This is a genomic window from cyanobacterium endosymbiont of Braarudosphaera bigelowii (genome assembly GCF_020885515.1).
Lineage (GTDB): Bacteria > Cyanobacteriota > Cyanobacteriia > Cyanobacteriales > Microcystaceae > Atelocyanobacterium > Atelocyanobacterium thalassa_A.
Map to the genome: position 1 here is coordinate 1,025,001 of NZ_AP024987.1, position 23,713 is coordinate 1,048,713.

Genomic DNA, 23,713 nt, shown 5'->3' on the forward strand with positions numbered 1-23,713 from the left:
TTGGCACCTCGATGTCGGCTCATCGCAACCTGGGGCTGTAGTAGGTCCCAAGGGTTGGGCTGTTCGCCCATTAAAGCGGTACGTGAGCTGGGTTCAGAACGTCGTGAGACAGTTCGGTCCATATCCGGTGTAGGCGCAAGAGCATTGAGAGGAGCCTTCCTTAGTACGAGAGGACCGGGAAGGACGCACCGCTGGTGTACCTGTTATCGTGCCAACGGTAAACGCAGGGTAGCCAAGTGCGGAGTGGATAACCGCTGAAAGCATCTAAGGGGGAAGCCCACCTCAAGATGAGTGCTCTCACAGGGTTAACCTGGTAAGGTCACGGGAAGACTACCCGTTAATAGGCACTAGGTGGAAGTCCAGCAATGGATGGAGCCAAGGTGTACTAACAGACCGAGGGCTTGACCTTTTCAATGTTGATTTGTTAACTGCAGTCTTGAGGGTATATGTTAAATACTTTCTGGTGTCTTTAGCGCCATGGACCCACTCCGATCCCATCCCGAACTCGGTAGTTAAACATGGCAGCGGCGACGATACTTTTGGGGTAGCCCACTGGAACAATAGTTCGATGCCAGAATCAATATTTCAACTAAAAGCCCCCCTTTTTATTATTAAAAAGGGGGGCTTTTAGCGTGTATAGTATGTGTATGAAAAAGTAAAATAATTTTATTAGACCACTCTTAAATCACAAAATACCTACGGTAACCAGGGATATTGACTAAAGTTCGGAGTACGTTTTTCTAAAAATGCTTTTTTCCCTTCACTACCTTCTTCCGTCATATAATATAGAAGGGTTGCATTACCTGCTAATTCTTGTAAACCAGACTGTCCATCACAGTCAGCATTAAATGCCGATTTTAGACAGCGAATAGCTATAGGACTTTTTTCCAATATTTCCATAGACCACTGCATTCCTTCTTCTTCCAGTCTTTCTATCGGTACTACACAATTAACCAAACCCATTTTTAGAGCTTGTTCTGCATTGTATTGACGACAAAGAAACCAAATCTCTCTAGCTTTTTTCTGGCCAACTACTCGAGACAAATAACTGGCTCCAAAACCACCATCAAAGCTCCCAACTTTTGGTCCTGTTTGCCCAAAAATTGCATTGTCCGCCGCAATTGTTAAGTCACACAATAATTGAAGTACATTTCCTCCTCCAATTGCATAACCAGCTACTAAAGCAATAACAACTTTCGGTAAAGAACGAATTAACTTTTGCAAGTCAAGAACATTTAAACGAGGAATTCCTTCATTATCTATATAACCTGCGTTTCCTCTGACACTTTGATCTCCACCTGAGCAAAAAGCATATTTACCATCTATATGAGGGGATTTTCCCGTCAGTAAAATCACACCGATAGTATTATCTTCACGGGCATTACAAAAAGCATCGTATAATTCAAAAACGGTCTTCGGACGAAAAGCATTACGTTTATGAGGGCGATTAATAGTTATTCTGGCAATGCCTTTAAATTTATGATAGAGTATGTCGTCGTAAATTTTTACACTTTCCCATGCAATTTCCATTAGTTAGAGTCGACATATTTTTACAGTATATAAACAATACTACAAGTCACGATATTTCTGTCCTAATTTATGTAAACTTTACTCAATAATATGATAAGTACCTTTTTTAGATAAGTAATTAGTTATTATATATAGATTAATATTTATCTGAAAATCAAACTTCTAACATAGAATTCTCTAGAAATACTTACAACTCTTATTTTTTAACCAAATAATTGAAAATCTAGCATTCAATTAATAATCAAGTTAAATAAATAGTGTTTAAGATCAAAGTTTATAATTAGATTTGTAAATCTATCTCATGTACAGCGTATAGAGTAGAACTCTTTCTTGTTAGATGTTACTAATTAATTTTAAAGAATAGTTAATATTAATATAGCCATTCTTTAAGACGACGAGTCACTTGAGGACGACGTAATTTTCTCATAGCTTTGCTTTGAATCTGACGCATCCTTTCACACGATAAACTAAAAATTCCTACTTCTTCTTCTAATGTATATGCTTGAGAAGCACATAATCCATAATAACTTAAAGCGATCACATCTCTCTCTCCGTGTTAAAACATCACTTAAAACGGTTGACACTTCATGTTTTAAAACTCCCCCGTTCATAAGTTCTTCTGGAAGTTGTAAATTCTGATCTTTTAATAATTCTGCTAATTCAGTGTCTTTATCTCTTCCGACTCTATGGTTTACAGATAAAGATTGGCTACGTAATTGTAATCATTGACGCAATTGAATAGAAGTAACCTCTAATTTATCAGCTAATTCCTTCTCATTGGGATTACGCTGTAATTCTTGTTTAAGAACTCTCTGAACCTTTTTTAATTTATTTAATTTTTCCGTAACATGTATAGGCAAGCGAATTATTCTAGCATCGTTAGCAAGAGTTCTATTTCCTTTTAGAAAAATCACTATGGTATTTAAAAGGCAATAAACCTTCTTGTCTTAAAATTTTCATTTATTATGAATGCTGATATTAATGATAAAAAAGATTTATGAAAAGAATCTTATAAGTCTCTTTTAAAGTTGAAGAAGAATTGATATTTTCTTAAACTTCAGTAATATATATTAATACTGTTGAAAAAGTTAATGCTTCCTAAACAAAAATATTTTACTAAATCTGATCAATCGAATTTTCAACTGGTTGAAGTTTTAGTTGATTGTCCAGGATTAGAAAAACCATACACTTATGGTGTTCCTGTAAATTTATTAATAAAACCTGGCGATATTGTAAATGTTCCTTTTAAAGCAAGAGTTATAGGAGGTATTGTCCTGAATTATGTTGATTCTTTTCCTCATAATATTGACTACAAAAAGATTAAATATGTCAATGATGTAATTACAACGAGTGTTTTTTCTGAGAAATATTGGAAAATGCTAAATCAGGTTGCTCAATACTATCATACAGATTTAGTTAATGTTATTAAAGCAGCTCTACCTCCAAGACTTTTAGGAAAGTCACAAAGAAGAATTCGTTTAGTAACAAAAATAGTAAATCAAGAAGACGGAGATCTTCCTGATTCTAGTATCAAAATTTTAAATTTACTTCAGAAAGAAAAAAGCAAAAGCTATAGTGTTAAATATCTGCAAAACAAGATTAAGGATTATTACAAAGGAATTAAAGTTTTAAAAAATCGAAACTGGATAGAGGATTACCTAGAAATGCCTAAGAATTCTCAAGTCAAGCAGCAAAAATTAGTAATACAATTAAAAAATAATAATTCTAGTAATTTAACTGTAAAACAGTTAGCAGTTTTAGAGGCTTTACAGCTTAACAACGGTAGTATGCCACTAACTGAACTATTGACTTGGAGTCAAGTTAGTTGTTCAGTAGTTCAGGCTTTGGAAAAGAAAAAATATCTATATACTGAGTATAGAGAAAAACTAAGATTATCAAAACAAAAAGTTGAAAAAATAAGACTGGCAAAGACTCTAACAACAAACCAATCTAAAGCTTTAAATGTTATTAATAGCTTGCAAAAATATGCCGAAGTACTGTTGCATGGAGTAACTGGCTCGGGTAAAACTGAGGTTTATATGCAGGCAATCTCTACATTGTTAGATAAAGGAAAATCTGCATTAGTTTTAGTACCTGAGATTGGTTTAACTCCTCAGCTGATGGATAGCTTTCAAGGAAGATTTGGTGTTCTTGTTTCTGTTTATCATAGTAACTTATCTGATGGAGAAAGATATGATACTTGGCGGCAGATGTTAAGTGAAAAGCCTCAGATAGTTATTGGTACTAGATCAGCAGTCTTTGCTCCTTTACCCAATTTAGGATTAATAATTTTAGATGAAGAACATGATTCTAGTTTTAAGCAAACACAAATTGCTCCAACCTATCATGCAAGAAAAGTAGCTAAAATGAGAGGGATTTTAGAAAATTGTCCGATCATTCTGGGTTCAGCAACACCTTCCCTAGAGTCATGGGTTTCTGTTCATTATTCCAAGCTACCATCTTCTAATTCATACTATTTATCTTTACCAGAGAGAGTCAACCTAAGACCACTACCATCAATTGAAATTATTGATATGAGAAATGAGTTAAAGCAAGGAAATAAATCAATTTTTAGTCGTTCCTTGCAAAAATCATTAAACAATTTAAAGAAACAACAACATCAAGCAATTCTTTTTATTGGTCGTAGAGGACACAGTACATTTGTATCGTGTAGAAGTTGTGGCTATGTTATAAAGTGCCCGAATTGTGATGTTTCACTTGTCTATCATTATGATAGTAACTCTCATGGAGTATTGAAGTGTCATTACTGTAACAGTTCAAGAACTCAGCCCATAAAATGCCCTGAATGTAAATCTCCATATTTTAAGTTTTTTGGGAATGGAACTCAAAAAGTGACAGAAGCTTTAAACAAAGAATTTCCTGAGCTAAGTTTTTTGAGATTTGATAGTGATACTACTCGTTATAAGGACTCTTACCGTAGTTTGTTGAATAAGTTTTCTCAAGGTAAAGTTGATGTTTTAGTAGGAACACAAATGCTAACGAAAGGGCTAGATGTAGAGAAAGTCACTTTAGTAGGTGTTATATCTGCAGATGGATTGTTATATCTATCGGATTATTATGCTTCAGAAAGAGCTTTTCAGACATTAATACAAGTATCAGGAAGAGCCGGGAGGGGGAAAGAACCTGGACAGGTAATTATACAAACTTATGTTCCTGAGAATACTGTTATTCAAACAGTCAAAGAACATAATTATGAATCTTTTGTACATAAAGAATTGATTCGAAGAAAAGAACTAAATCTTCCCCCTTATGGACATTTAATATTGATTCAGTTAAGTAGTTTAAACGCTATGGAAGTTGAGAAAACAGCTGAAATTTTTGCTAATTTTTTAGCAAAGAACATTAGTTTAGATTGTGAAATTTTAGGTCCTGCACCTGCTAATATAACAAAGTTAGAAAAACGTTATCGATGGCAAATATTACTTAAATTTAAATCACATTTACAAACAACTACTTCCGAAATTAAAGCTTGGTATAAGATATGTCCATCATCAGTTAAACTTAAAATTGATATTGACCCAATATATATTAGTTAGCTTTGCTATACTTTTAGATTAATACGAAAGATTCTTCCTACTCCTAGAATTAAAAATAGACAACATTTTATTATACTAAATTAGTAAAAACTTTAAAAAAAATAACTACTAAATATATACAAGTAAATAAATTTTTGAAGAATTCTAAAGGAAAAATATTTTATTTCTTAATAATTCTAATATCAATCAAATAGTAAAAATATTGTAGTTAAGTGAACAATCAAAAAGTAGAGATAAAACTATTATTAATATGACAAAAGTTGTAGATACTTTACAAATAATACATTAATGTATCTCCTGCCATATTTTTTAAATTACTACTTATGATAGAATCATTTACCATAATGAAATGAAATATTAAGTTGTAACTGCATTTAATTTTAATCATCAAAAGTATCTTTTGGATAGAATTATTTTATTTTAAGATATGATAATACATACTTGAGCAAAATAAATATTTTTACATTATGAAAAGATAAAATCTTCTGCTTAACAATATTTATAGCAGTTACTTCTATCTTTTTGCAGAGAATTAAGTAAAATATTTCTAGTTATTATTACTAATGATTGTAAAGCCTTATTATCAGAATTAAAAAAGATATTACTTGATATAAGCTTTATATTATAAATATTTTACATAATGTGGAGATCAATTTTGAATAAAAATACACCATTAATCACCGAGAAATCTGAAGAAATTTTTTCTGCTGCACAAAAGTTAATGCCAGGTGGAGTTAGCTCTCCTGTAAGAGCATTTAAGTCTGTTAATGGACAACCTATTGTTTTTGATCGTGTTAAAGGAGCTTATGCTTGGGATGTAGATGGGAATCAATATATTGATTATGTAGGAACTTGGGGACCTGCTATCTGTGGTCATGCTCATCCAGAAGTAATAAATTCATTGAATAAAGCCTTAGAAAAGGGAACAAGTTTTGGAGCCCCATCTTTGTTAGAAAATATATTAGCAGAAATGGTTATTAAAGCTGTTCCAAGTATTGAGATGGTTCGTTTTGTTAATTCTGGAACTGAAGCCTGCATGTCAGTATTGCGCCTAATGCGAGCATTTACTGGTCGAGAAAAAATTATAAAATTTGAGGGCTGTTATCATGGTCATGCTGATATGTTTTTGGTTAAAGCTGGCTCTGGGGTAGCGACTTTAGGTCTTCCCGATTCACCAGGAGTACCTAAAAGTACTACTGCTAGTACATTAACTGCACCTTATAACGACTTAGAAGCAGTAAAAACTTTATTTGCAGAAAATCCTAACGATATAGCTGGAATAATTCTTGAACCAGTAGTCGGAAACTCAGGGTTTATTAGACCGAATCCAGGATTTTTAGAAGGATTGCGAGAATTAACTAAAGTTAATCATGCATTATTAACATTTGATGAAGTAATGACAGGTTTTCGTATTTCCTATGGAGGGGCTCAGCAAAAATTAGGAGTAACTCCTGATTTAACAACATTGGGTAAAGTGATAGGTGGAGGATTACCTGTAGGAGCCTATGGAGGGCGTGCAGACATCATGTCCATGGTTGCTCCTGCTGGGCCAATGTATCAAGCAGGTACTCTATCTGGTAACCCACTAGCTATGACAGCTGGAATTAAAACCTTAGAAATATTACAAGGACCAGAAACCTACACAAAATTGGAAGAATTAACAAAACAATTAAGCCAGGGACTGCTAAAAATAGCCAAAGATAAAGGACATTCTGTTTGTGGTAGCTACTCTGGAGCCATGTTTGGACTATTTTTTACCGAAGGACCGGTACATAATTATGATGATGCAAAAAAATCTGATCTAAACAAGTTTAGTCGTTTTCATAGAGGTATGTTAGAAAAAGGCGTTTATCTTGCGCCTTCTCAATTTGAAGCTGGATTTATGTCTTTAGCTCATACTTCTCAAGATGTCGAAGAAACTCTAGCAATAGCTAGCGATGTGTTATCAATTTTATAAATAAATATAAACAGTTTAAATCTTGCAAAGTCCAATATAGAAATACTGGACTTTGCTATGATATTTAATAAAAAATTCAATTAAGAAATTCGTAAAACTTAATAACTAAACTCTCTTTATTTCTTATTTACATTAATTTAAAATATAAGCTGATGAACAAAATCTAGTTTAGGCCATAGTAAATTAAAATTAAGCAATAAAAAGGTTACTAATAGTAAATCATAAGTCTAGATTTAAACGGTACTATTAAATTTTCTTCTTTCTTTATAAAAAGTTCTTATATTTTAGATTCTAGATTGAACCATTTGTCTTTTTAGTTTAGAATAAAAAAACTACATTTACTCTCATAAATTATTAGTTCTCAGTGAAAGTCATTAGATGATCGAAACTTTTATTAACTTGAAGCAAAATTATTTTTGGTGCTTAATTAAATAGTATTAAATTTTCAATAACTTACTGAGAAGTGTGTTTTTTCAAAGAATTAATACAATTAAGATTATCCAATATACAGTTGTGTAGCTTTAGAAAATTTATTTGTAATACTACGTGGAGAGGCAATCTAGACGATTAATAGAATATTGATTAATTTTAATTTATCCTTCGCTACTTGAATAGGATCCAATATTAAACAATAATTATTAGATTGACTAGAAATATTAATCCAATCATATTATATTTTCGCTAAACTTTAGCGTTCCAATACGTGTCTCTGATAAGAATAACTATTCTGAACCTTAATTTCTTACTTTCTAACTATATTGACATCTCTAGCATGAAGATATACTACAAGAACATTATCTAATAGAAGATGTAGTCTTTGCTCATAATCATTACATTGACCAGATCAAAATAAGCAATCTCATACACTAGCAGATATACTATGGTTGCATAAATTGTAATTAATATCTATGCAGATCTTTAAATGGTAAATAGGAATATCGGTTGTGATATTAAGATAATATTTTTTAATCAAGTATTGCTATTTCTTGCTTACTTCTTAAAGTATCTTTTATCATCTTTTCAACCCTTAAGAATCAGTAGTTGCTTCTTCCCTTAGGTATTCACTAATTCTAGGAATTTTTTCAGTAATTTTGGAAACACACAACACAACTAAAAATAAAATTACATAATTTATATTATGAACAAAGAAAATTAACTTTTACTATTAAGTGGAAAATAGATAATTAGGTACAGTTAAGTTAGTTTTAAGTAAAAAAAGACATTGTTTACTATGGCAAAATAGTTAAGCTTAAATCAAATTTATTAATTAATTGTCAGTATCATATATATTATATGATACTGACAATTAATTAACACAAGACAAATACTATATTGAATTTCAAAAAAGTTGTTACGTAAATAATATTTTTGTAGCATAGAGTTTTTGTATAAAATTAAATAAATATATTTTTATCATAATCATTGTGAAATTTTCTTTCCAACTACAAAAAAAATGTTGTAACACTCAAGCTAGAGTAGGAGTTTATTCTACTCCTCATGGAATAGTAGAAACTCCTAGATTCATGCCAGTAGGAACAATAGCTGCGGTAAAGGGAATTACACCTGCGCAGTTAGAAACTACAGAGGTACAAATGATTTTAGCTAACACTTATCATCTTCATTTGCAACCAGGCGAAAACATAATAGAAAAAGCAGGTGGATTACATAAGTTTATGCATTGGAATGGTCCAATCTTAACTGATTCTGGAGGTTTTCAAGTCTTTAGTCTCAGTAAACTTAGAGAAATTTCTGAATTGGGAGTAACATTTCGTTCTCCAAAGGATGGTCGTATAATTAAATTAACACCAGAAAAATCAATTAATATTCAAAATGCGTTAGGAGCAGATGTTATTATGGCTTTTGATGAATGTCCTCCAGGTAGTGCTAACTATCAAACTGTTGAAGCTGCAACTAATCGTACTTACCGTTGGTTAAAAAGATGTATAGAAGCTCATAGTAGAACAAAAGAACAAGCTTTATTTGGTATTGTTCAAGGAGGGACTTATCCTAAACTAAGACTCAAAGCCATATCATCGCTAATTGAATTAAATTTACCAGGTTATGCCATTGGTGGAGTTAGTGTTGGAGAAGAACCTTCTTTAATTCAAGATATTGTACAATTTTCTGCCCCGCTACTTCCTGAAAATAAGCCTCGTTACCTTATGGGAGTAGGTACATATAAAGAGATAGCTATGGCAATTGCTTCTGGGATAGACTTATTTGATTGTGTCATCCCTACACGTTTTGGTCGCCATGGAACAGCATTAGTTGCTGGAGAACGCTGGAATCTTAAAAATTCTAAATTCCGAGAAGATTTTATGCCTCTTGATGAAGAATGTACTTGTTATACATGCCAAAATTTTACAAGAGCATACTTAAATCATTTAATAAGATCACAAGAAGTACTAGGTTATACTCTTTTGTCGTTACATAATATTACTGAGCTTGTTAAATTTACTCAAAATATTCGAAAATCTATCTTAAATAATTCTTTCATTGAAGACTTTAAATTCTGGTTAACTTGATTTTATCTAATTATCAAAATTACTTAACTATTTCTTAAAATATAGAAAAAATTAAGCCTTCTGAAAATAATTAGAATATCGGTAGAAAGTAGCATTTAAATTCTATTTATTTGGATTTCTAATCTTTCAGTATTTCATATAATCATTTTTAAAGTGTAGTATTTATATTTTTTAAACCTTTATAGAAAAAATATTCAAACTTTAACTGATATAATTATATCTACCACTATTAAAAACTATTTCTATAGTTAAAATTCGTTATTAATGTAATCTTTATGAAAAAAGAAGTATTACGCATTTGTATTGTTGGAGGAGGTTTTGGTGGTCTTTATACGGCTTTACGCCTTTCCAAATTATTTTTGGAAGAAGATGAATGTCCGACAATAACCTTAATTGATAAAAATAATTATTTTTTATTTACTCCACTTCTTTATGAATTAATAACTGATGAAATTGAAGAGTGGGAGATAACTCCGTCTTTTAGAAAGTTATTGGTACGTACAAACATTCTTTTTAAACAAGGGTTGGTAACCAATATTGATACAAAGAAACAAATCATTCAATTAGAAAATAAAAATAATTTACATTATGATAAGCTTGTGCTTGCTATGGGGGTAGGTCCCTCTTTAGATAGTTGCAATGGAGCTAAACAGAATTCTATTCCATTTCGAACACTCAATGATGTTCATCGCATTAAAGAGCATTTACTTTCCTTGGAAAGAAAACAAACTGAAAAAATCCATATAGCCATTGTTGGTGGTGGAAGCAGTGGGGTAGAAATAGCCTGTAAATTAGCAGATCTCCTAGGAGAAAAAGCTAGAATTCGCTTAATAGAAAAAAATAAAAATATCTTAAAAGACTACTCCTCTTTTAGTCAAAATGTTGCAGGTAAAGCGCTAAAGTCTCGTCATATCTTTGTTAATTTAAAAACGGAAGTTACTCAAGTTTCCAATAAAAACTTATGTCTACTACATAAAGATAAAAGTAAGACTATTCCTGTAGATTTAGTAATTTGGACTATAGGGACTAAAAGTTTAGAAATTGTTAATAAATTACTATTACCCAAAAACTCGAGAGGATCATTAGTAATTAACTCTAAATTACAAGTAATTAATCATCCTGAGATTTTTGCAATTGGTGATATTGCAGAATATCAAAATAATTCAGACAACAAATTATATCCAACAGCTCAAACTGCATTTCAACAAGCAGATTATTGTGCTTGGAATATTTGGGCATCAATTACAAAAAATTGTCTTTTAAATTTTTCTTATCAGCCATTGGGAGAAATGATTGTACTAGGTAATAATAATGCTGCATTATTTTCCTTCGGAATTAAGCTAGATGGCCCGTTAGCTTATATTGCAAGACGTTTAGTTTATTTGTATCGCTTACCTACTCAGAAACACCAACTAATTGTAGGAATAAATTCTATAGTAAAACCATTGTTTAAAATATTGTCATATTAATTAAATTAAGATGTTATTAACTATCTAATTTTAAGCAATAAAACTTAAATATTATTTAAGTTATCTCAATAATACTTTAGTTTTATTGCTTAAGATGAAATAAATAAAATGATTAGTGATGCTTTAATTTCAATTAAAACATCACTAATCATTTTATTTAAGTAGTGGACTAAAGCCATGTTTAATAGACGCTTCTCCAATTTGCTTCATCTTAGACACAGTAATTTGATTACGTCCCCAAGAGAAGCTAGTATGCCATTGCTCAAACTCAAGCAATACTGCTTCTGCAAAGCAGGCAAACATTTGACGAGAAGGAATATCCATATTAACAATATCCATTATTTTCCAATCAATATCTAAAGAGTGCTCGACTATTCCTCCTTTTAGAACATGAATATCAGGATGCTGAATTTGTGTTCCTAAGTTTTTAGGGTAACCTCCATCAATTACTAAACAAGGCTTTTTGAGAACCTCAGCGTTGATTTTTACTCCTTTCGGCATACTTGCTACCCAGACAATAATATCGGCTTTAGGTAAGGCTTCTTCTAAACCTAGAATCTGTCCTCGATTTAATTCATCACGCAACTTTTGTAATCTTTCTTGGTTGCGAGCAATTAACAGCAGTTCCTGGACATCGGTTGTATCATTTAACCAGCGACAAACAGCACTACCTATATCTCCTGTCGCACCACAAACTGCCACTGTTGATTTAGACAAATCAATTCCTAAATTTATAGAAGCTTGTTCTACTTGACGACAAATAATATAAGCCGTATGGGTATTACCTGTTGTGAAATTATTAAATTCTAGAGATATATTACGTACCTGTTTATTATTTTTAAGATTAAATTCTTCAAAAATAATTGAAGAAAATCCTCCTAATGCTGTTATATTTACGTTATTTTTTTGGGCTAAGGCCATAGCATTTAATATTTTACGAATTGCTGCCTTAATACGTCGATTAACAAGCATTTCCGGTAAAAAGCAAGACTCAAAATATTTTCCCTCTATGACCTGTCCTGTAATACTAGTAACTTGGAAATGATCAACGACTAATGGTGGGGCAGAACACCAAAAATCCAGCCCTTGATTACCGTATTCAGTGTAGCCAAGTGTACCGGCAACGGATTGAGCGTGTTCTAAATTTGTGAGATGACCTATCAGACCAAACATTGATTACTTTATAGGATAATTAAGCAGAGAAGAAACTAAATCATAGAAAAAGTTAAAGCTCTCAATAAGCTTAACTTAATACTTAATTATTGATCAGTTTTATCAGAAAAAGCGAAAAGGGCCTAAACATCATAATTATTATTAGACCCTTATATATCTAAGATAATTTTAAACGTTTGAATATTTAAGAGGTACGTAAACCATGAGAAGACATTCTCATTATTTCGCGAGTAGAGAAACCAATATTTCCTAATGCTTCTCCATAACTAATCATAAAGTCTTCAACCAGTGCTTCTTTTTCCATTCCTAGTACGCTGGCATCCTGTTCAACTTCATTTAGCATCCTCCAGACAATGGGTAAATTTGTTTTATTTGCTTCTTCTAGTTCCAATTTAGATGATTCAAAATTTTTCCCCAACCAGACTTCACCAAAATTTAGATGTTTATATTCATCTTTAACAACATTTTCAGTGATTTTACGAGCGAAGGGATCTGCTACAGGAATATAAATGTTATAAGCAGCGATCGCAAAAGCTTCGATAATCAAAGCTTGAATCAATAAACAAGTGACAACCTTTTTTTCATTCTTCGCTATTTGAAAATTTTCATGAAGTTGAGAAAAGAATTCCTTAGCATATTGCATATCAGGAACAACATTTAAATTCTTACCACAAGCTTGGAAGCCTGTTTTATGACGATTTTCCATTTTTGAAAGGCGAACTAGTTCATCTTTGTTTTCTGGTAGCATATGTACCATGTCAAGGTAGTTTTGATAAGCTTCTTGTTCTCCTTCAATAACAATGGCATTGATGCGGCTATACGCATCTTTATAAGTCTCGTTATTAAAGTCAAGTTCTGATCGTAAAGCAAGCTCTTGCATAAGCTAATTTATCTCCTGTAGTTTATCAACTGAGTTAATGTTGAAAATGATGTCTCTAATAAAATAAAGGACTTTGGTTATTAAGTCCAACTTGGCTATTACACAATAATATAAGTTCAATTCTAGTGTATAAATTTAAAATAAGGGAAAATAAATTATTAAACTATTTAATATAATTTAGATTCTATTTCTTTGTATTCATATTTAGCTTAAATATTCAGTGTAACTATTACATACCTGTTTATGATATCTATAGCTTTATGTTTTAGTAGAAGTTTTTAAGGAACCTTTAAGCCTTAATTACTACTAAGACTGTTAGATTAGATGATGATCGTTTCAATGATAGTGTGAGGAAGTATTATGAAAAAAACTTTATTTTTAAGTCCGCCCTCATTTGATGGATTTGATGGAGGTGCAGGATCAAGATATCAAGCAAAGAGAGAAATCACTTCTTTTTGGTATCCTACATGGCTGGCACAACCAGCAGCTTTGGTTCCAGGCAGTAAACTAGTTGATGCAGCAGCTCATTATCAAACAGTAGAAGATGTTCTTAGTATTGCCAAAGACTATGAACTTGTTATTATGTACACTAGTACTCCGACTTTACCAAATGATGTAAAGTGTGCTGAAGCTATTAAAAAACAAAATCCTACAACTGAGATAGGGCTATTGGGAGCACATGCGGCAGTACTACCAACTCAAACACTAGAGGAGAATCCTGTCCTAGATTTTGTCTGTCGTACTGAATTTGATTACACTTGTAAAGAATTGGCCGAAGGAAAACCTTACGATACAATTAAGGGGCTGAGCTATCGAGATAAATTCAACAACATAAAGCACACTGACGAACGACCACTCGTCCAAGATTGGGATTCAATGCCAAGTGTTTTCCCTGTGTATCAAAAAGATCTTGATTTTCGTAAATACTTTATTGGCTATTTACTTCATCCATACGTCTCTTTATATACAGGAAGAGGTTGTCCTGCTAAGTGTACTTTTTGTCTATGGCCACAAACTATTGGAGGTCATGATTATCGAGCCAAAAGTCCTAATGTTGTTGGACAAGAGATGGCTTTAGCCAAGTCGATTTGGGGAAATTCTGTACAAGAATACTTTTTTGATGATGATACTTTTACTATTGATAAGAAACGTGTTATTGCCATTAGCGAACACCTAAAGAAACTGAATTTGACCTGGAGTTGTAATGCACGTGCTAATTTAGATTACGAAACTCTTAAGACTTTACGTAATAACGGATTAAGATTGTTATTAGTAGGTTTCGAATCTGGTAATCAAAAAGTTCTTGATGGTGTAAAGAAAGGAATTAAACTAGAAGTAGCTCGTAAATTTATGGCAAATTGCACTAAATTAGGGATCAAAGTGCATGGAGCTTTTATTATCGGATTACCAAACGAAACAAAAGAGACTATTGAAGAGACTATACGTTTTGCATGTGAAGTAAGTCCCCATACTATTCAAGTATCTATTGCCTCTCCTTATCCAGGAACAGAACTATATCAACAAGCACAAGATAATGGATGGTTTAGTAACGGAGATTTAGTTGCTACTTCTGGTATTCAAATGTCTACTTTACACTACCCTGGTTTATCATCAAGCGACATTGAAGATGCCGTTGAAAAAATGTACCGTCGTTTTTATTTTCGTCGTCGCACAATTATTCCTATTGTTCAAGAAATGCTCGGAAATCCTCAGATGTTAGTACGCCGTTTGCGAGAAGGACGAGAATTCATGTCTTATTTAAAAGAACGTCATACTCGAAGTCTTGCTAATCGTTAATGTAAATAAGTTTTAAATCTCACAAAAGTTTAGATTACTGTAACCATACTTTATTTTGTGAGATTTAAACGTAACTAAAGTTACCCTAGACTTTTTATTATTATTGATTAAGTAACTATATTTTTTATAAGAAAAAATATTAAGTTACTTTAATCTATATCAATAATCTATGATTCTGTTAATTTTGCTCATAAATTCGTTCTAATACTCAAAAGCAAAACGAGAGTAAACATAATGCAAAATATTATTATTACTAATGCTAAAATAATTGGATATCAAAAATGGCAAAAAATCTTAATTAATGAGCAAGGTATAATTGAAGGCATAGTAGATACAAGTCTTGATGTTGATTCTATAAAAATTTGTAAAGTTTATGATGCACGAGGAGATTGGGTGTCTTTAGGTGGTCTTGACTTACAAATTAATGGAGCATTAGGCTTATCATTTACAGATATTGATAAAACGCAAATTCCAAAGTTAAGGGAAATTTGCGACTTTTTATGGAAACAAGGTGTAAATTCCTTTTTACCAACAATAGTAACTACTTCAATTGAAAATATTCAAAATTCTTTATCAACAATCAAACAGTTTATTGAGATTCAAAATAGAGAGAATAATCAAACAGCTCAAGTATTGGGAGTACATTTAGAAGGCCCTTTTTTAAATTATCAGAAAAAAGGAGCGCATTCATTTCATTATCTTCTTGAACCTTCTATTGATTCTGTACAGCGAATATTAGAAGGTTACGAAGATGTTGTTAAAATAATAACATTAGCTCCTGAACTAGATAAAACCCGAAAAGTTATTCCATATTTGCTGTCAAAAAAAATAATTGTCAGTTTAGGACATTCTCAAGCCAATGCAGAAGAAGCAAAAACAGCTTTCGCTATGGGAGCATCAATGGTGACTCATGCATATAATGCAATGCCTTCTTTACATCACCGTCAACCAGGTTTATTGGGAGAAGCAATTATAAATAACAAAGTTTCTTGTGGTTTAATAGCTGATGGTCATCATGTTTGTACTACTATGATGGATCTTTTATTAAGAAGCAGCTCATATCATAAAGGCATATTTTTAGTAAGTGATGCTTTAGCACCAATTGGCTTAGGAGACGGAATTTATCCCTGGGACAATCGAGAAATAGAAGTAATAAAAGGAACAGCAAGGCTTGCTGATAAAACTTTGGCAGGAACAACATTGTCTTTATTCGTTGGAGTTCAAAATTTAGTTAATTGGGAAATATGTTCTCCTGAAATTGCTATTGCCTTGGCTACTGAATCACCCAGAAAGGCTATTAACTTACCTGGAATTTCAATTGGACAACCAGCACATTTAATTCAGTGGTACTGGGATCAATTAAATAACCAGTTAAGTTGGCGAAGGATTGAGGTTTAAATTAAATATCAAATCTAAACAGCACAACTTAAGATCAGTTGGAATGTCTAAAACAATTTAAATAGAGAAAAAATTAAATAAAATATAGTTTTCTAGTCTAATGAGATACAAAATGATTTTTAAGCCAACTATACCAAGCCGATAAACCTTCTCCAGTAACTGATGAAACCTGGAAGATATCCAGTTTAGGATTTACTTGTTTAGCATATTCTAAGCACTGATCAATATTAAAATTGAGATGAGGTAATAGATCAATTTTCGTTAGTAGCATTACTTGGCTTTCTCTAAACATATGGGGATATTTAAGAGGTTTATCCTCTCCTTCTGTAATAGATAAAATAGCAATTTTAGCTGATTCACCAAGATCGAATAGAGCAGGACAAACTAAATTGCCAACATTTTCTATCATCAAAATTGAATTAGGTTTAGGATCTAACTCTACATAACCTTGTTGAACCATTGAAGCTTCTAGATGACAGCCTGCCCCAGTATTTATCTGAATCACTTTACATCCAGTTTCTTGAATTTTTTCAGCATCATTGATAGTTTCTTGATCTCCTTCAATAACACTTATTGAAATATATTTTTTTAAGTCATTAATTGTACGAGTTAACAGAGTTGTTTTACCTGAACCCGGAGAACTCACCAAGTTTAGAGAGCAGATATTATTTTCTCTGAAAAAAAGACGATTTTGTTCTGCAAACGTATTGTTTTTTTGTAGAATTTTTTTTTCTAAATTAACTATACTTTCAGAAGCTTGAATGGATTGAGAGTGATTAATATGATTATCAAAAGACTTATCAACCACACTATCATTGGTTGACTTATGACTATGATGGCTAATATCTTTTGTTTCTCTCGTATTAAGTCTAGTTAGTGAAATATTACTGTGACTAGTACATCCACATGTTATACACATAATTTGCTACAACTCCATTTCTTTAATTTTTAGTTCTTGTCCCTGAATAATTTCTAGTTCAAAACTACCACAATGATTACATTTTCCATAAGGTTGAGACAACTTACTTTCTGTTTTACATTTGAGACATTTACCGATACCCTGAATCTCAATAATTTCTAAAACTGCTCCTTCTAATAAAGTTTCCTTACAACAGATATCAAAGCAAAAATGAATAGAATCTGGGATAATTGCAGACAGTTTACCTATCTCAAGAGTAACACGCTTGACTTTTTTGCCGTTTGCTTCCTCTAAAATAATAGCTACAATATTTCTGGTAATTCCTAGTTCATGCATAGTAAAGAACTACTAACTATTAAATCGTTGTTAGAGTATTTTTTAATGTGTACAGTAAATGTTTTCAGCATACTATTAAAGTTAAGATTTTTTTTAATAAATCTACTACTTTCAAAGAGCAGTTAATGAAAAACAATAGAATAATTATTCCGTTGTTTTTAATAGTTAACTATATTTACAAAACATAAGCATAATATTCTATTAATAACTAAATAAAATGTTTTCTACAGAAAGTTTTTAAATTTAAACTATTGGATCAATATAAATGGTTATTTAAGTTTATTATGTGGAAATTATTTCAACTTCTCCACAAAAGAACACGATTATTTCCAGAATCAGAAATTACTGCAGTATCTTTACAAACAGTAATTCCATAAGGCCAGCTTAAACTATTACGATTTGAGTTTCCGTAAAAACGATTCTCATTTTTAATTTTAAAGTCAGATTGCCCGTTTAATCCTTGAGCTGCTTGTCCCATAGTGGGTCTATCTTTCCATCCTAAAAGACGAGAATTCGCAGTATCAGCAGAAATTAACCATTCATTCATTATTGCTACTCCGTATGGCATGCTAAGAGTACTGGACGAAGGAAAGTAATTACTTTGATTTAATTCAGTATCTCTAAAATTTTTTTGTCCTAAGACAAGATTGCATGGGATATTACTAGTAGTAGGGATTCCATCCCAAATCATAATCCGATTGTTACCAGCATCAGTTACTACTAAATTGTTATTCCAGATAGTTAAAGCATGGGGCCAACGTAAACTACTAGAATTGGGATCTTCTCCTCCATTTTCATCTCTTAAATTCATACTTAACTGTCCAAGAACATAATCTGCAGGTTGTCCGTTTTCTGTCGGAAGCTTGTTCCATACTAGAACTCTACGATTACCTGTATCAGCTACAAATAAACGATCTTGAAAATACATAACACCATAAGGCCAATGCATCTTGTTAGCAGCAGTAGTAGAACTTTCTTGATTGGCTTGATTTTGATTAAAGTCGTTTTGTCCTAAAACAATATCTGCATTAGTATTATTTTTTGAAGGCATTTTGTTCCAAATCAAAACTCTATGATTCCATGCATCAGCAACTACAAGTCCTTCTCCACAACTACAGATACCTGTGGGAACATTTAAAGTGTTTGCTTGAACATGACTTTTAGCATTTTGACCTTCATGATAAAAATCTGGTTGTCCAATAATCCAATCAGCAGCCTGACCATCTTCTTTAGGACGATGCTTCCATCCTAATAGACGATGATGACCAGTATCACAAACCCATAATGGTCCATCTTCAGAAAATAAACAAGCTCCTCTTGGACCAAACATTGTGGTAGGAGAAGGATGAATAGAAGAAACTAAATCTTCAGATTTAGTTTCTCCAAGAATAATTTCTGCGCCTTTTGAATTTAATATATCTAAAAAAGTTTCTTTATCAGTAATATTAGAGGCTTGATTTGCTTGTGGTACAAATTCCATTGTTTAAACGAATGATTTTCTAAACTAATCCTATTGTAAAGAATAAAATAACCATAAATTGGTTTTCTTTTTGCGGAACTACGCTTAAGCGATGATAGAAAGTAAAATTTATTGTTATTTGCAAACATAATAAACAAAACAGTTTTTTCTCTGTAGAAAAAGACACGTGTAATTGAGTGCGTATATAACTTGAATTTTTCTAGATTTTAAAATAAAACTGTATATTTATTGCGTACTTTTAGTATATTCTGCTATAATGCTGAATCTGATAGAATCAATTATCATTATACTCAATAATTTTTTTCTGGACAAAGACTGTGGCTAATTCAAAGTCTGCAACTAAACGTATTCAAATTGCTGAACGCAACCGACTCCGTAATAAGAGCTATAGTTCAGCTGTAAAAACTTTAATGAAAAAATACTTCCAAGCAGTAGAAAATTATTCTGCATCTCCTACTACTGATAACAAAGCAATAGTAGAAAAAAGTATGTCAGCAGCTTACAGTAAAATTGATAAAGCTGTTAAAAGAAGTGTTTTGCATCGTAATAACGGTGCTAGGAAAAAAGCTCGATTGGCAAAATTTTTACAGAAAATTGCTCCGGATTCATAAAGCTTGTTTTGCTTCCTAAGATATAAAACTATAAGTGAAAATTAAAGCTAAAAAGTACTTTTTTAGATATTCCTTATTAATTTATTTTTGGGCAACACATTAATCTAGATGAGGTTAACGCGACTTACTAATTTTCATGCTAATACTAAGACAAAAAACCTATAGCAAGAAATAAAAGTTATTTACTTAACTCCATTAAAATTCAATGAATAGTTAATTATGTAAAAACTAATTTTTGTAATTCGCTTATACCCTCTAGAAACTTGCAAATAGGCTATATAGTGATAAGTTCTTAAGCTTTATTCTGATAAAGACTAAATTCATAGAGATTCAATAGTCAATAACAGGAATATAAAGCTTAAGAAGAAAAACTTGATAATGATTACAGAATTAAAAAAAATTTAGTGTTTACTGTCGCAATGCAACTCAAAGACTTAAAAATATACTCAAAATATTTTGGCAAGAAGTCAGGCTACTAAAAGGAATAGTGAATTATTGATATGATTTTCTAAAAAAGAATCATCCAAGAAAGGTCCATGGTAATTTCAATCAATAAGCAGTTTATTGAAATGGGTTATTCCTTATTAATTTTTACTTCTAAATGAAGAAAATATAGTATACCTAATTAAATGTAAATTGTATCGTTGAATTACATAATGTCTTCTTAGTAAGTATGAATCAACAAGCGACGTAACGCCTGTAAACCATCTCAGTTATCAATTAATTTTTGAAAGTATATTTTTAATAATGCTCAATTGATCAACCTATGAATAATTTGATCTATAACTATAACCTTCTTCCCGATCTTATCGAAATTCAGCATCTAAGTTTTCGTTGGTTTCTTGAAGAAGGATTAATCGAAGAACTTAATAGCTTTTCCCCTATTACTGATTATACAGGGAAGCTAGAGCTACATTTCCTAGGAAATGATTATAAATTAAAGGAACCTAAACACGATGTTGATGAAGCAAAACGTCGAGATAGTACTTACTCAGTACAGATGTATGTTCCTACCCGTTTAATTAATAAAGAGACAGGAGAAATAAAGGAACAAGAAGTTTTTATTGGTGATTTACCATTAATGACTGATCGAGGAACATTCATTATTAATGGTGCGGAGCGAGTTATTGTTAATCAAATAGTCCGTTCACCGGGAGTATATTATAAAGCAGAAACTGATAAAAATGGACGGCGTACTTATTCGGCTTCATTAATTCCTAACCGGGGAGCTTGGTTAAAATTTGAAACTGATAAAAATGGATTAGTATGGGTTAGGATAGATAAAACTCGAAAATTATCAGCTCAAGTTCTTCTCAAAGCTATTGGACTTAGTGATAATGAAATATTTGATTCTCTACGTCACCCTGAATTCTACCAAAGAACTCTAGAAAAAGAAGGTAATCCTACGGAAGAGGATGCTTTATTAGAGTTGTATAGAAAATTAAGGCCTGGTGAACCTCCTACTGTGAGCGGAGGACAACAACTTTTAGAGTCTCGATTTTTTGACAATAAGCGTTATGATCTAGGTCGGGTAGGAAGATATAAGCTTAATAAGAAACTTCGTTTAAATGCTCCAGATACAATACGTGTTTTGCGTCAACAGGATATTCTATCTGCAATAGATTATCTTATAAACTTGGAGTTTGATATTGGAACAGTAGATGACATTGATCACTTAGGAAATCGTAGAGTGCGTTCAGTTGGAGAACTTCTCCAAAATCAAGTCAGAGTTGGCCTAAATCGTCTCGAAAGAATTATTAGAGAGCGAATGACAGTTAGTGAATCTGATAGCCTAACACCTGCCTCTTTAGTTAATCCTAAGCCTTTGGTAGCTGCAATAAAAGAGTTTTTTGGCTCATCTCAATTATCTCAGTTTATGGATCAAACTAATCCACTAGCTGAATTGACACATAAAAGACGTATATCAGCTCTTGGCCCTGGAGGCCTTGCTAGAGAAAGGGCGGGTTTTGCCGTTAGAGATATTCATCCTTCTCATCATGGACGTATTTGTCCTGTAGAAACTCCAGAAGGTCCTAATGCTGGTTTAATAGGATCTTTAGCAACATATGCTAGGGTTAATCAATATGGATTTATCGAAACTCCCTATTACCGAGTAGAAAATGGAAGGGTTAGACGAGATCTAGACCCAGTTTATCTTACTGCTGATGAAGAAGATGATCTTAGAGTCGCACCAGGAGATATTAGTACAGATACAGACGGCAATATTATAGGAAGTGTAGTTCCTACGCGTTATCGTCAAGAATTTTTTATAACGAGTCCTGATCAAGTAGATTTTGTGGCTGTTTCTCCTGTGCAGATTATTTCTGTTGCTACCTCTATGATACCTTTCTTAGAGCATGATGATGCAAACCGTGCTTTGATGGGATCTAATATGCAGAGACAAGCAGTTCCATTGTTACGACCAGAGCGCCCTCTTGTTGGTACAGGTTTAGAAGCTCAAGCAGCCAGAGACTCTGGAATGGTTATTGTATCTAGGACTGAAGGTATTGTTACTTATGTTGATGCTAATAAAATACGAGTCAAAGTAACTGGTCCAGATAATCATGATAAAGTTGGCCAGGAGATACAATATATCTTACAAAAATACCAACGTTCTAATCAAGATACTTGCTTAAATCAGAGGCCACTAGTGTATGTTGGTGAAGATGTAGTACCGGGACAAGTTCTAGCAGATGGCTCTGCCACCGAAGGAGGGGAGTTAGCTCTTGGTCAAAATATATTAGTAGCCTATATGCCTTGGGAAGGCTATAACTATGAAGATGCTATTTTAATTAGTGAGCGTTTAGTATACGACGATATATATACAAGCATTCATGTAGAAAAATTTGAAATAGAAGCTCGCCAAACAAAATTAGGTCCAGAGGAAATTACTCGAGAAATTCCTAATATTGGAGAAGATTCTCTTAAAAACTTAGATGAACAAGGAATCATTCATATTGGAGCATGGGTAGAAGCAGGAGATATTCTTGTAGGGAAAGTGACTCCAAAAGGAGAATCAGATCAACCTCCGGAAGAAAAACTGCTTCGAGCCATCTTTGGAGAAAAAGCACGAGATGTGAGAGATAATTCACTAAGAGTCCCTAATGGTGAAAAAGGAAGAGTAGTAGATGTACGAGTATTTACGAGGGAGCAAGGTGATGAGTTACCTCCAGGGGCCAATATAGTCGTTAGAGTCTATGTAGCTCAGAAACGCAAAATTCAAGTTGGTGATAAAATGGCAGGACGCCATGGCAACAAAGGAATTATTTCTAGAATTTTACCAATTGAAGACATGCCATACCTTCCCGATGGTCGACCCATGGATATAGTATTAAATCCTTTAGGTGTTCCATCAAGGATGAATGTTGGCCAAGTATTCGAATGTCTTCTTGGGTGGGCTGGAGAAAATTTAGGAGTACGGTTTAAGATTACTCCTTTTGATGAAATGTATGGTGAAGAGTCATCTCGAAAAACTGTTCATGGTTTATTAGCTAAAGCAGCTGAGAAGCCTCGAAAAGATTGGGTTTACGAAGATGCTCATCCAGGAAAGATACCTGTCTATGATGGACGTACTGGAGAAAAGTTTGATCGTCCCATCACTGTTGGTCAAGCCTATATGTTAAAGCTAGTACATCTTGTTGATGATAAAATTCATGCACGTTCTACAGGACCTTACTCTTTAGTCACTCAGCAACCTCTTGGAGGAAAGGCTCAACAAGGTGGCCAACGTTTTGGGGAAATGGAAGTGTGGGCTCTAGAAGCATATGGTGCTGCATATACCTTGCAAGAATTATTAACAGTAAAATCTGATGATATGGAAGGGCGCAATGAGGCCTTAAATGCCATTGTTAAAGGAAAGCCTATACCTCGTCCAGGAACACCAGAATCATTCAAAGTATTGATGAGAGAATTACAGTCTTTAGGTCTAGATATTGCTGTTCACAAAGTAGAAACAGCTGATGATGGAACAAGTCGAGATGTAGAAGTTGATTTAATGGTTGACAGTCAACGCCGTTCACCTAACCGCCCAACTTATGAATCACTAACTACAGAGGATCTTGAAGCAGAAGAGGTTTAAACG

The 23,713-nt window shown here is 32.6% G+C and carries 14 protein-coding genes, 2 rRNA genes and 1 pseudogene (1 of these 17 running past the window's edge); 10 read left to right on the forward strand and 7 right to left on the reverse strand.

Annotated features, from left to right (window positions below; genetic code table 11):
* Together LPC16_RS04290 and rrf are read left to right on the forward strand one after the other, a co-directional pair.
* Positions 1–409: ribosomal RNA gene (locus tag LPC16_RS04290) — 23S ribosomal RNA — on the forward strand (it extends 2,470 nt beyond the left edge of the window).
* A 50-nt stretch (positions 410–459) separates the two neighbouring features.
* Positions 460–577, forward strand: a 5S ribosomal RNA gene (rrf, locus tag LPC16_RS04295).
* A gap of 119 nt (positions 578–696) precedes the next feature.
* Here rrf and menB read toward each other — a convergent pair.
* Both menB and LPC16_RS04305 read right to left on the reverse strand, forming a co-directional pair.
* On the reverse strand, positions 697–1,530 hold the full coding sequence (gene menB / locus LPC16_RS04300; protein ID WP_229636936.1) for a 1,4-dihydroxy-2-naphthoyl-CoA synthase: 834 nt from the start codon (positions 1,528–1,530) through the stop codon (positions 697–699).
* A 370-nt stretch (positions 1,531–1,900) separates the two neighbouring features.
* Positions 1,901–2,423 (reverse strand): annotated as a pseudogene (locus LPC16_RS04305) (sigma-70 domain-containing protein); the annotation flags it as partial.
* Positions 2,424–2,621: 198 nt separating this feature from the next.
* Here LPC16_RS04305 and priA point away from each other — a divergent pair.
* The 4 genes from priA to LPC16_RS04325 all read left to right on the forward strand — a co-directional run bounded on the left by priA (position 2,622) and on the right by LPC16_RS04325 (position 11,038).
* Positions 2,622–5,087: a primosomal protein N' gene (gene priA / locus LPC16_RS04310; protein ID WP_229636937.1), complete on the forward strand. Its 2,466-nt coding sequence runs from the start codon at positions 2,622–2,624 to the stop codon at positions 5,085–5,087.
* Between the two features lie 640 nt (positions 5,088–5,727).
* Entirely contained in the window at positions 5,728–7,044 is a 1,317-nt protein-coding gene (gene hemL / locus LPC16_RS04315; protein WP_229636938.1) for a glutamate-1-semialdehyde 2,1-aminomutase, read from the forward strand.
* A gap of 1,424 nt (positions 7,045–8,468) precedes the next feature.
* A complete protein-coding gene (gene tgt, locus LPC16_RS04320; protein ID WP_229636939.1) occupies positions 8,469–9,569 on the forward strand; it encodes a tRNA guanosine(34) transglycosylase Tgt in 1,101 nt (366 codons plus the stop codon).
* A gap of 275 nt (positions 9,570–9,844) precedes the next feature.
* Positions 9,845–11,038 (forward strand): NAD(P)/FAD-dependent oxidoreductase, encoded by a 1,194-nt coding sequence (locus LPC16_RS04325; protein WP_229636940.1) that lies wholly within the window; start codon positions 9,845–9,847, stop codon positions 11,036–11,038.
* A gap of 153 nt (positions 11,039–11,191) precedes the next feature.
* Here LPC16_RS04325 and LPC16_RS04330 read toward each other — a convergent pair whose 3' ends face one another.
* Both LPC16_RS04330 and LPC16_RS04335 read right to left on the reverse strand, forming a co-directional pair.
* Positions 11,192–12,211 carry a long-chain acyl-[acyl-carrier-protein] reductase gene (locus LPC16_RS04330; protein WP_040055154.1) on the reverse strand — a complete coding sequence of 340 codons (1,020 nt, stop codon included), beginning with the start codon at positions 12,209–12,211 and terminating at the stop codon, positions 11,192–11,194.
* 184 nt (positions 12,212–12,395) lie between these two features.
* Positions 12,396–13,091, reverse strand: coding sequence for an aldehyde oxygenase (deformylating) (locus tag LPC16_RS04335; RefSeq protein ID WP_040055155.1), 696 nt, complete (start codon positions 13,089–13,091; stop codon positions 12,396–12,398).
* A gap of 360 nt (positions 13,092–13,451) precedes the next feature.
* On the opposite strand from LPC16_RS04335, the gene hpnJ reads away from it, so the two are divergent.
* A complete protein-coding gene (gene hpnJ, locus LPC16_RS04340; RefSeq protein ID WP_229636941.1) occupies positions 13,452–14,888 on the forward strand; it encodes a hopanoid biosynthesis associated radical SAM protein HpnJ in 1,437 nt (478 codons plus the stop codon).
* 234 nt (positions 14,889–15,122) lie between these two features.
* Positions 15,123–16,286, forward strand: coding sequence for an N-acetylglucosamine-6-phosphate deacetylase (gene nagA / locus LPC16_RS04345; RefSeq protein WP_229636942.1), 1,164 nt, complete (start codon positions 15,123–15,125; stop codon positions 16,284–16,286).
* 97 nt (positions 16,287–16,383) lie between these two features.
* Here the strand turns inward: nagA and hypB are convergent, their stop codons facing one another.
* The 3 genes from hypB to LPC16_RS04360 form a co-directional block, all read right to left on the reverse strand.
* Positions 16,384–17,205, reverse strand: coding sequence for a hydrogenase nickel incorporation protein HypB (gene hypB, locus LPC16_RS04350; protein ID WP_229636943.1), 822 nt, complete (start codon positions 17,203–17,205; stop codon positions 16,384–16,386).
* A 6-nt stretch (positions 17,206–17,211) separates the two neighbouring features.
* Positions 17,212–17,541, reverse strand: a complete 330-nt coding sequence (gene hypA, locus LPC16_RS04355) for a hydrogenase maturation nickel metallochaperone HypA (RefSeq protein WP_229636944.1) — start codon at positions 17,539–17,541, stop codon at positions 17,212–17,214.
* Positions 17,542–17,839: 298 nt separating this feature from the next.
* Positions 17,840–19,021 carry an NHL repeat-containing protein gene (locus tag LPC16_RS04360; RefSeq protein ID WP_040055160.1) on the reverse strand — a complete coding sequence of 394 codons (1,182 nt, stop codon included), beginning with the start codon at positions 19,019–19,021 and terminating at the stop codon, positions 17,840–17,842.
* Positions 19,022–19,338: 317 nt separating this feature from the next.
* Here LPC16_RS04360 and rpsT point away from each other — a divergent pair, with 317 nt between their 5' ends.
* On the forward strand, positions 19,339–19,632 hold the full coding sequence (rpsT, locus tag LPC16_RS04365) for a 30S ribosomal protein S20 (protein ID WP_229636945.1): 294 nt from the start codon (positions 19,339–19,341) through the stop codon (positions 19,630–19,632).
* A gap of 766 nt (positions 19,633–20,398) precedes the next feature.
* The gene (gene rpoB / locus LPC16_RS04370; RefSeq protein WP_040055162.1) at positions 20,399–23,710 is read left to right on the forward strand and encodes a DNA-directed RNA polymerase subunit beta; all 3,312 of its coding nucleotides are present in this window, start codon (positions 20,399–20,401) and stop codon (positions 23,708–23,710) included.
* Positions 23,711–23,713 lie beyond the last annotated feature (3 nt).

Bases quoted from the DNA above. Each gene is read 5' to 3' on its own strand.
- menB (WP_229636936.1), bottom strand. From the start codon at position 1,530: ATGGAAATTGCATGGGAAAGTGTAAAAATTTACGACGACATACTCTAT.
- priA (WP_229636937.1), top strand. From the start codon at position 2,622: ATGCTTCCTAAACAAAAATATTTTACTAAATCTGATCAATCGAATTTT.
- hemL (WP_229636938.1), top strand. From the start codon at position 5,728: ATGTGGAGATCAATTTTGAATAAAAATACACCATTAATCACCGAGAAA.
- LPC16_RS04325 (WP_229636940.1), top strand. From the start codon at position 9,845: ATGAAAAAAGAAGTATTACGCATTTGTATTGTTGGAGGAGGTTTTGGT.
- LPC16_RS04330 (WP_040055154.1), bottom strand. From the start codon at position 12,211: ATGTTTGGTCTGATAGGTCATCTCACAAATTTAGAACACGCTCAATCC.
- LPC16_RS04335 (WP_040055155.1), bottom strand. From the start codon at position 13,091: ATGCAAGAGCTTGCTTTACGATCAGAACTTGACTTTAATAACGAGACT.
- hpnJ (WP_229636941.1), top strand. From the start codon at position 13,452: ATGAAAAAAACTTTATTTTTAAGTCCGCCCTCATTTGATGGATTTGAT.
- nagA (WP_229636942.1), top strand. From the start codon at position 15,123: ATGCAAAATATTATTATTACTAATGCTAAAATAATTGGATATCAAAAA.
- hypB (WP_229636943.1), bottom strand. From the start codon at position 17,205: ATGTGTATAACATGTGGATGTACTAGTCACAGTAATATTTCACTAACT.
- hypA (WP_229636944.1), bottom strand. From the start codon at position 17,541: ATGCATGAACTAGGAATTACCAGAAATATTGTAGCTATTATTTTAGAG.
- LPC16_RS04360 (WP_040055160.1), bottom strand. From the start codon at position 19,021: ATGGAATTTGTACCACAAGCAAATCAAGCCTCTAATATTACTGATAAA.
- rpoB (WP_040055162.1), top strand. From the start codon at position 20,399: ATGAATAATTTGATCTATAACTATAACCTTCTTCCCGATCTTATCGAA.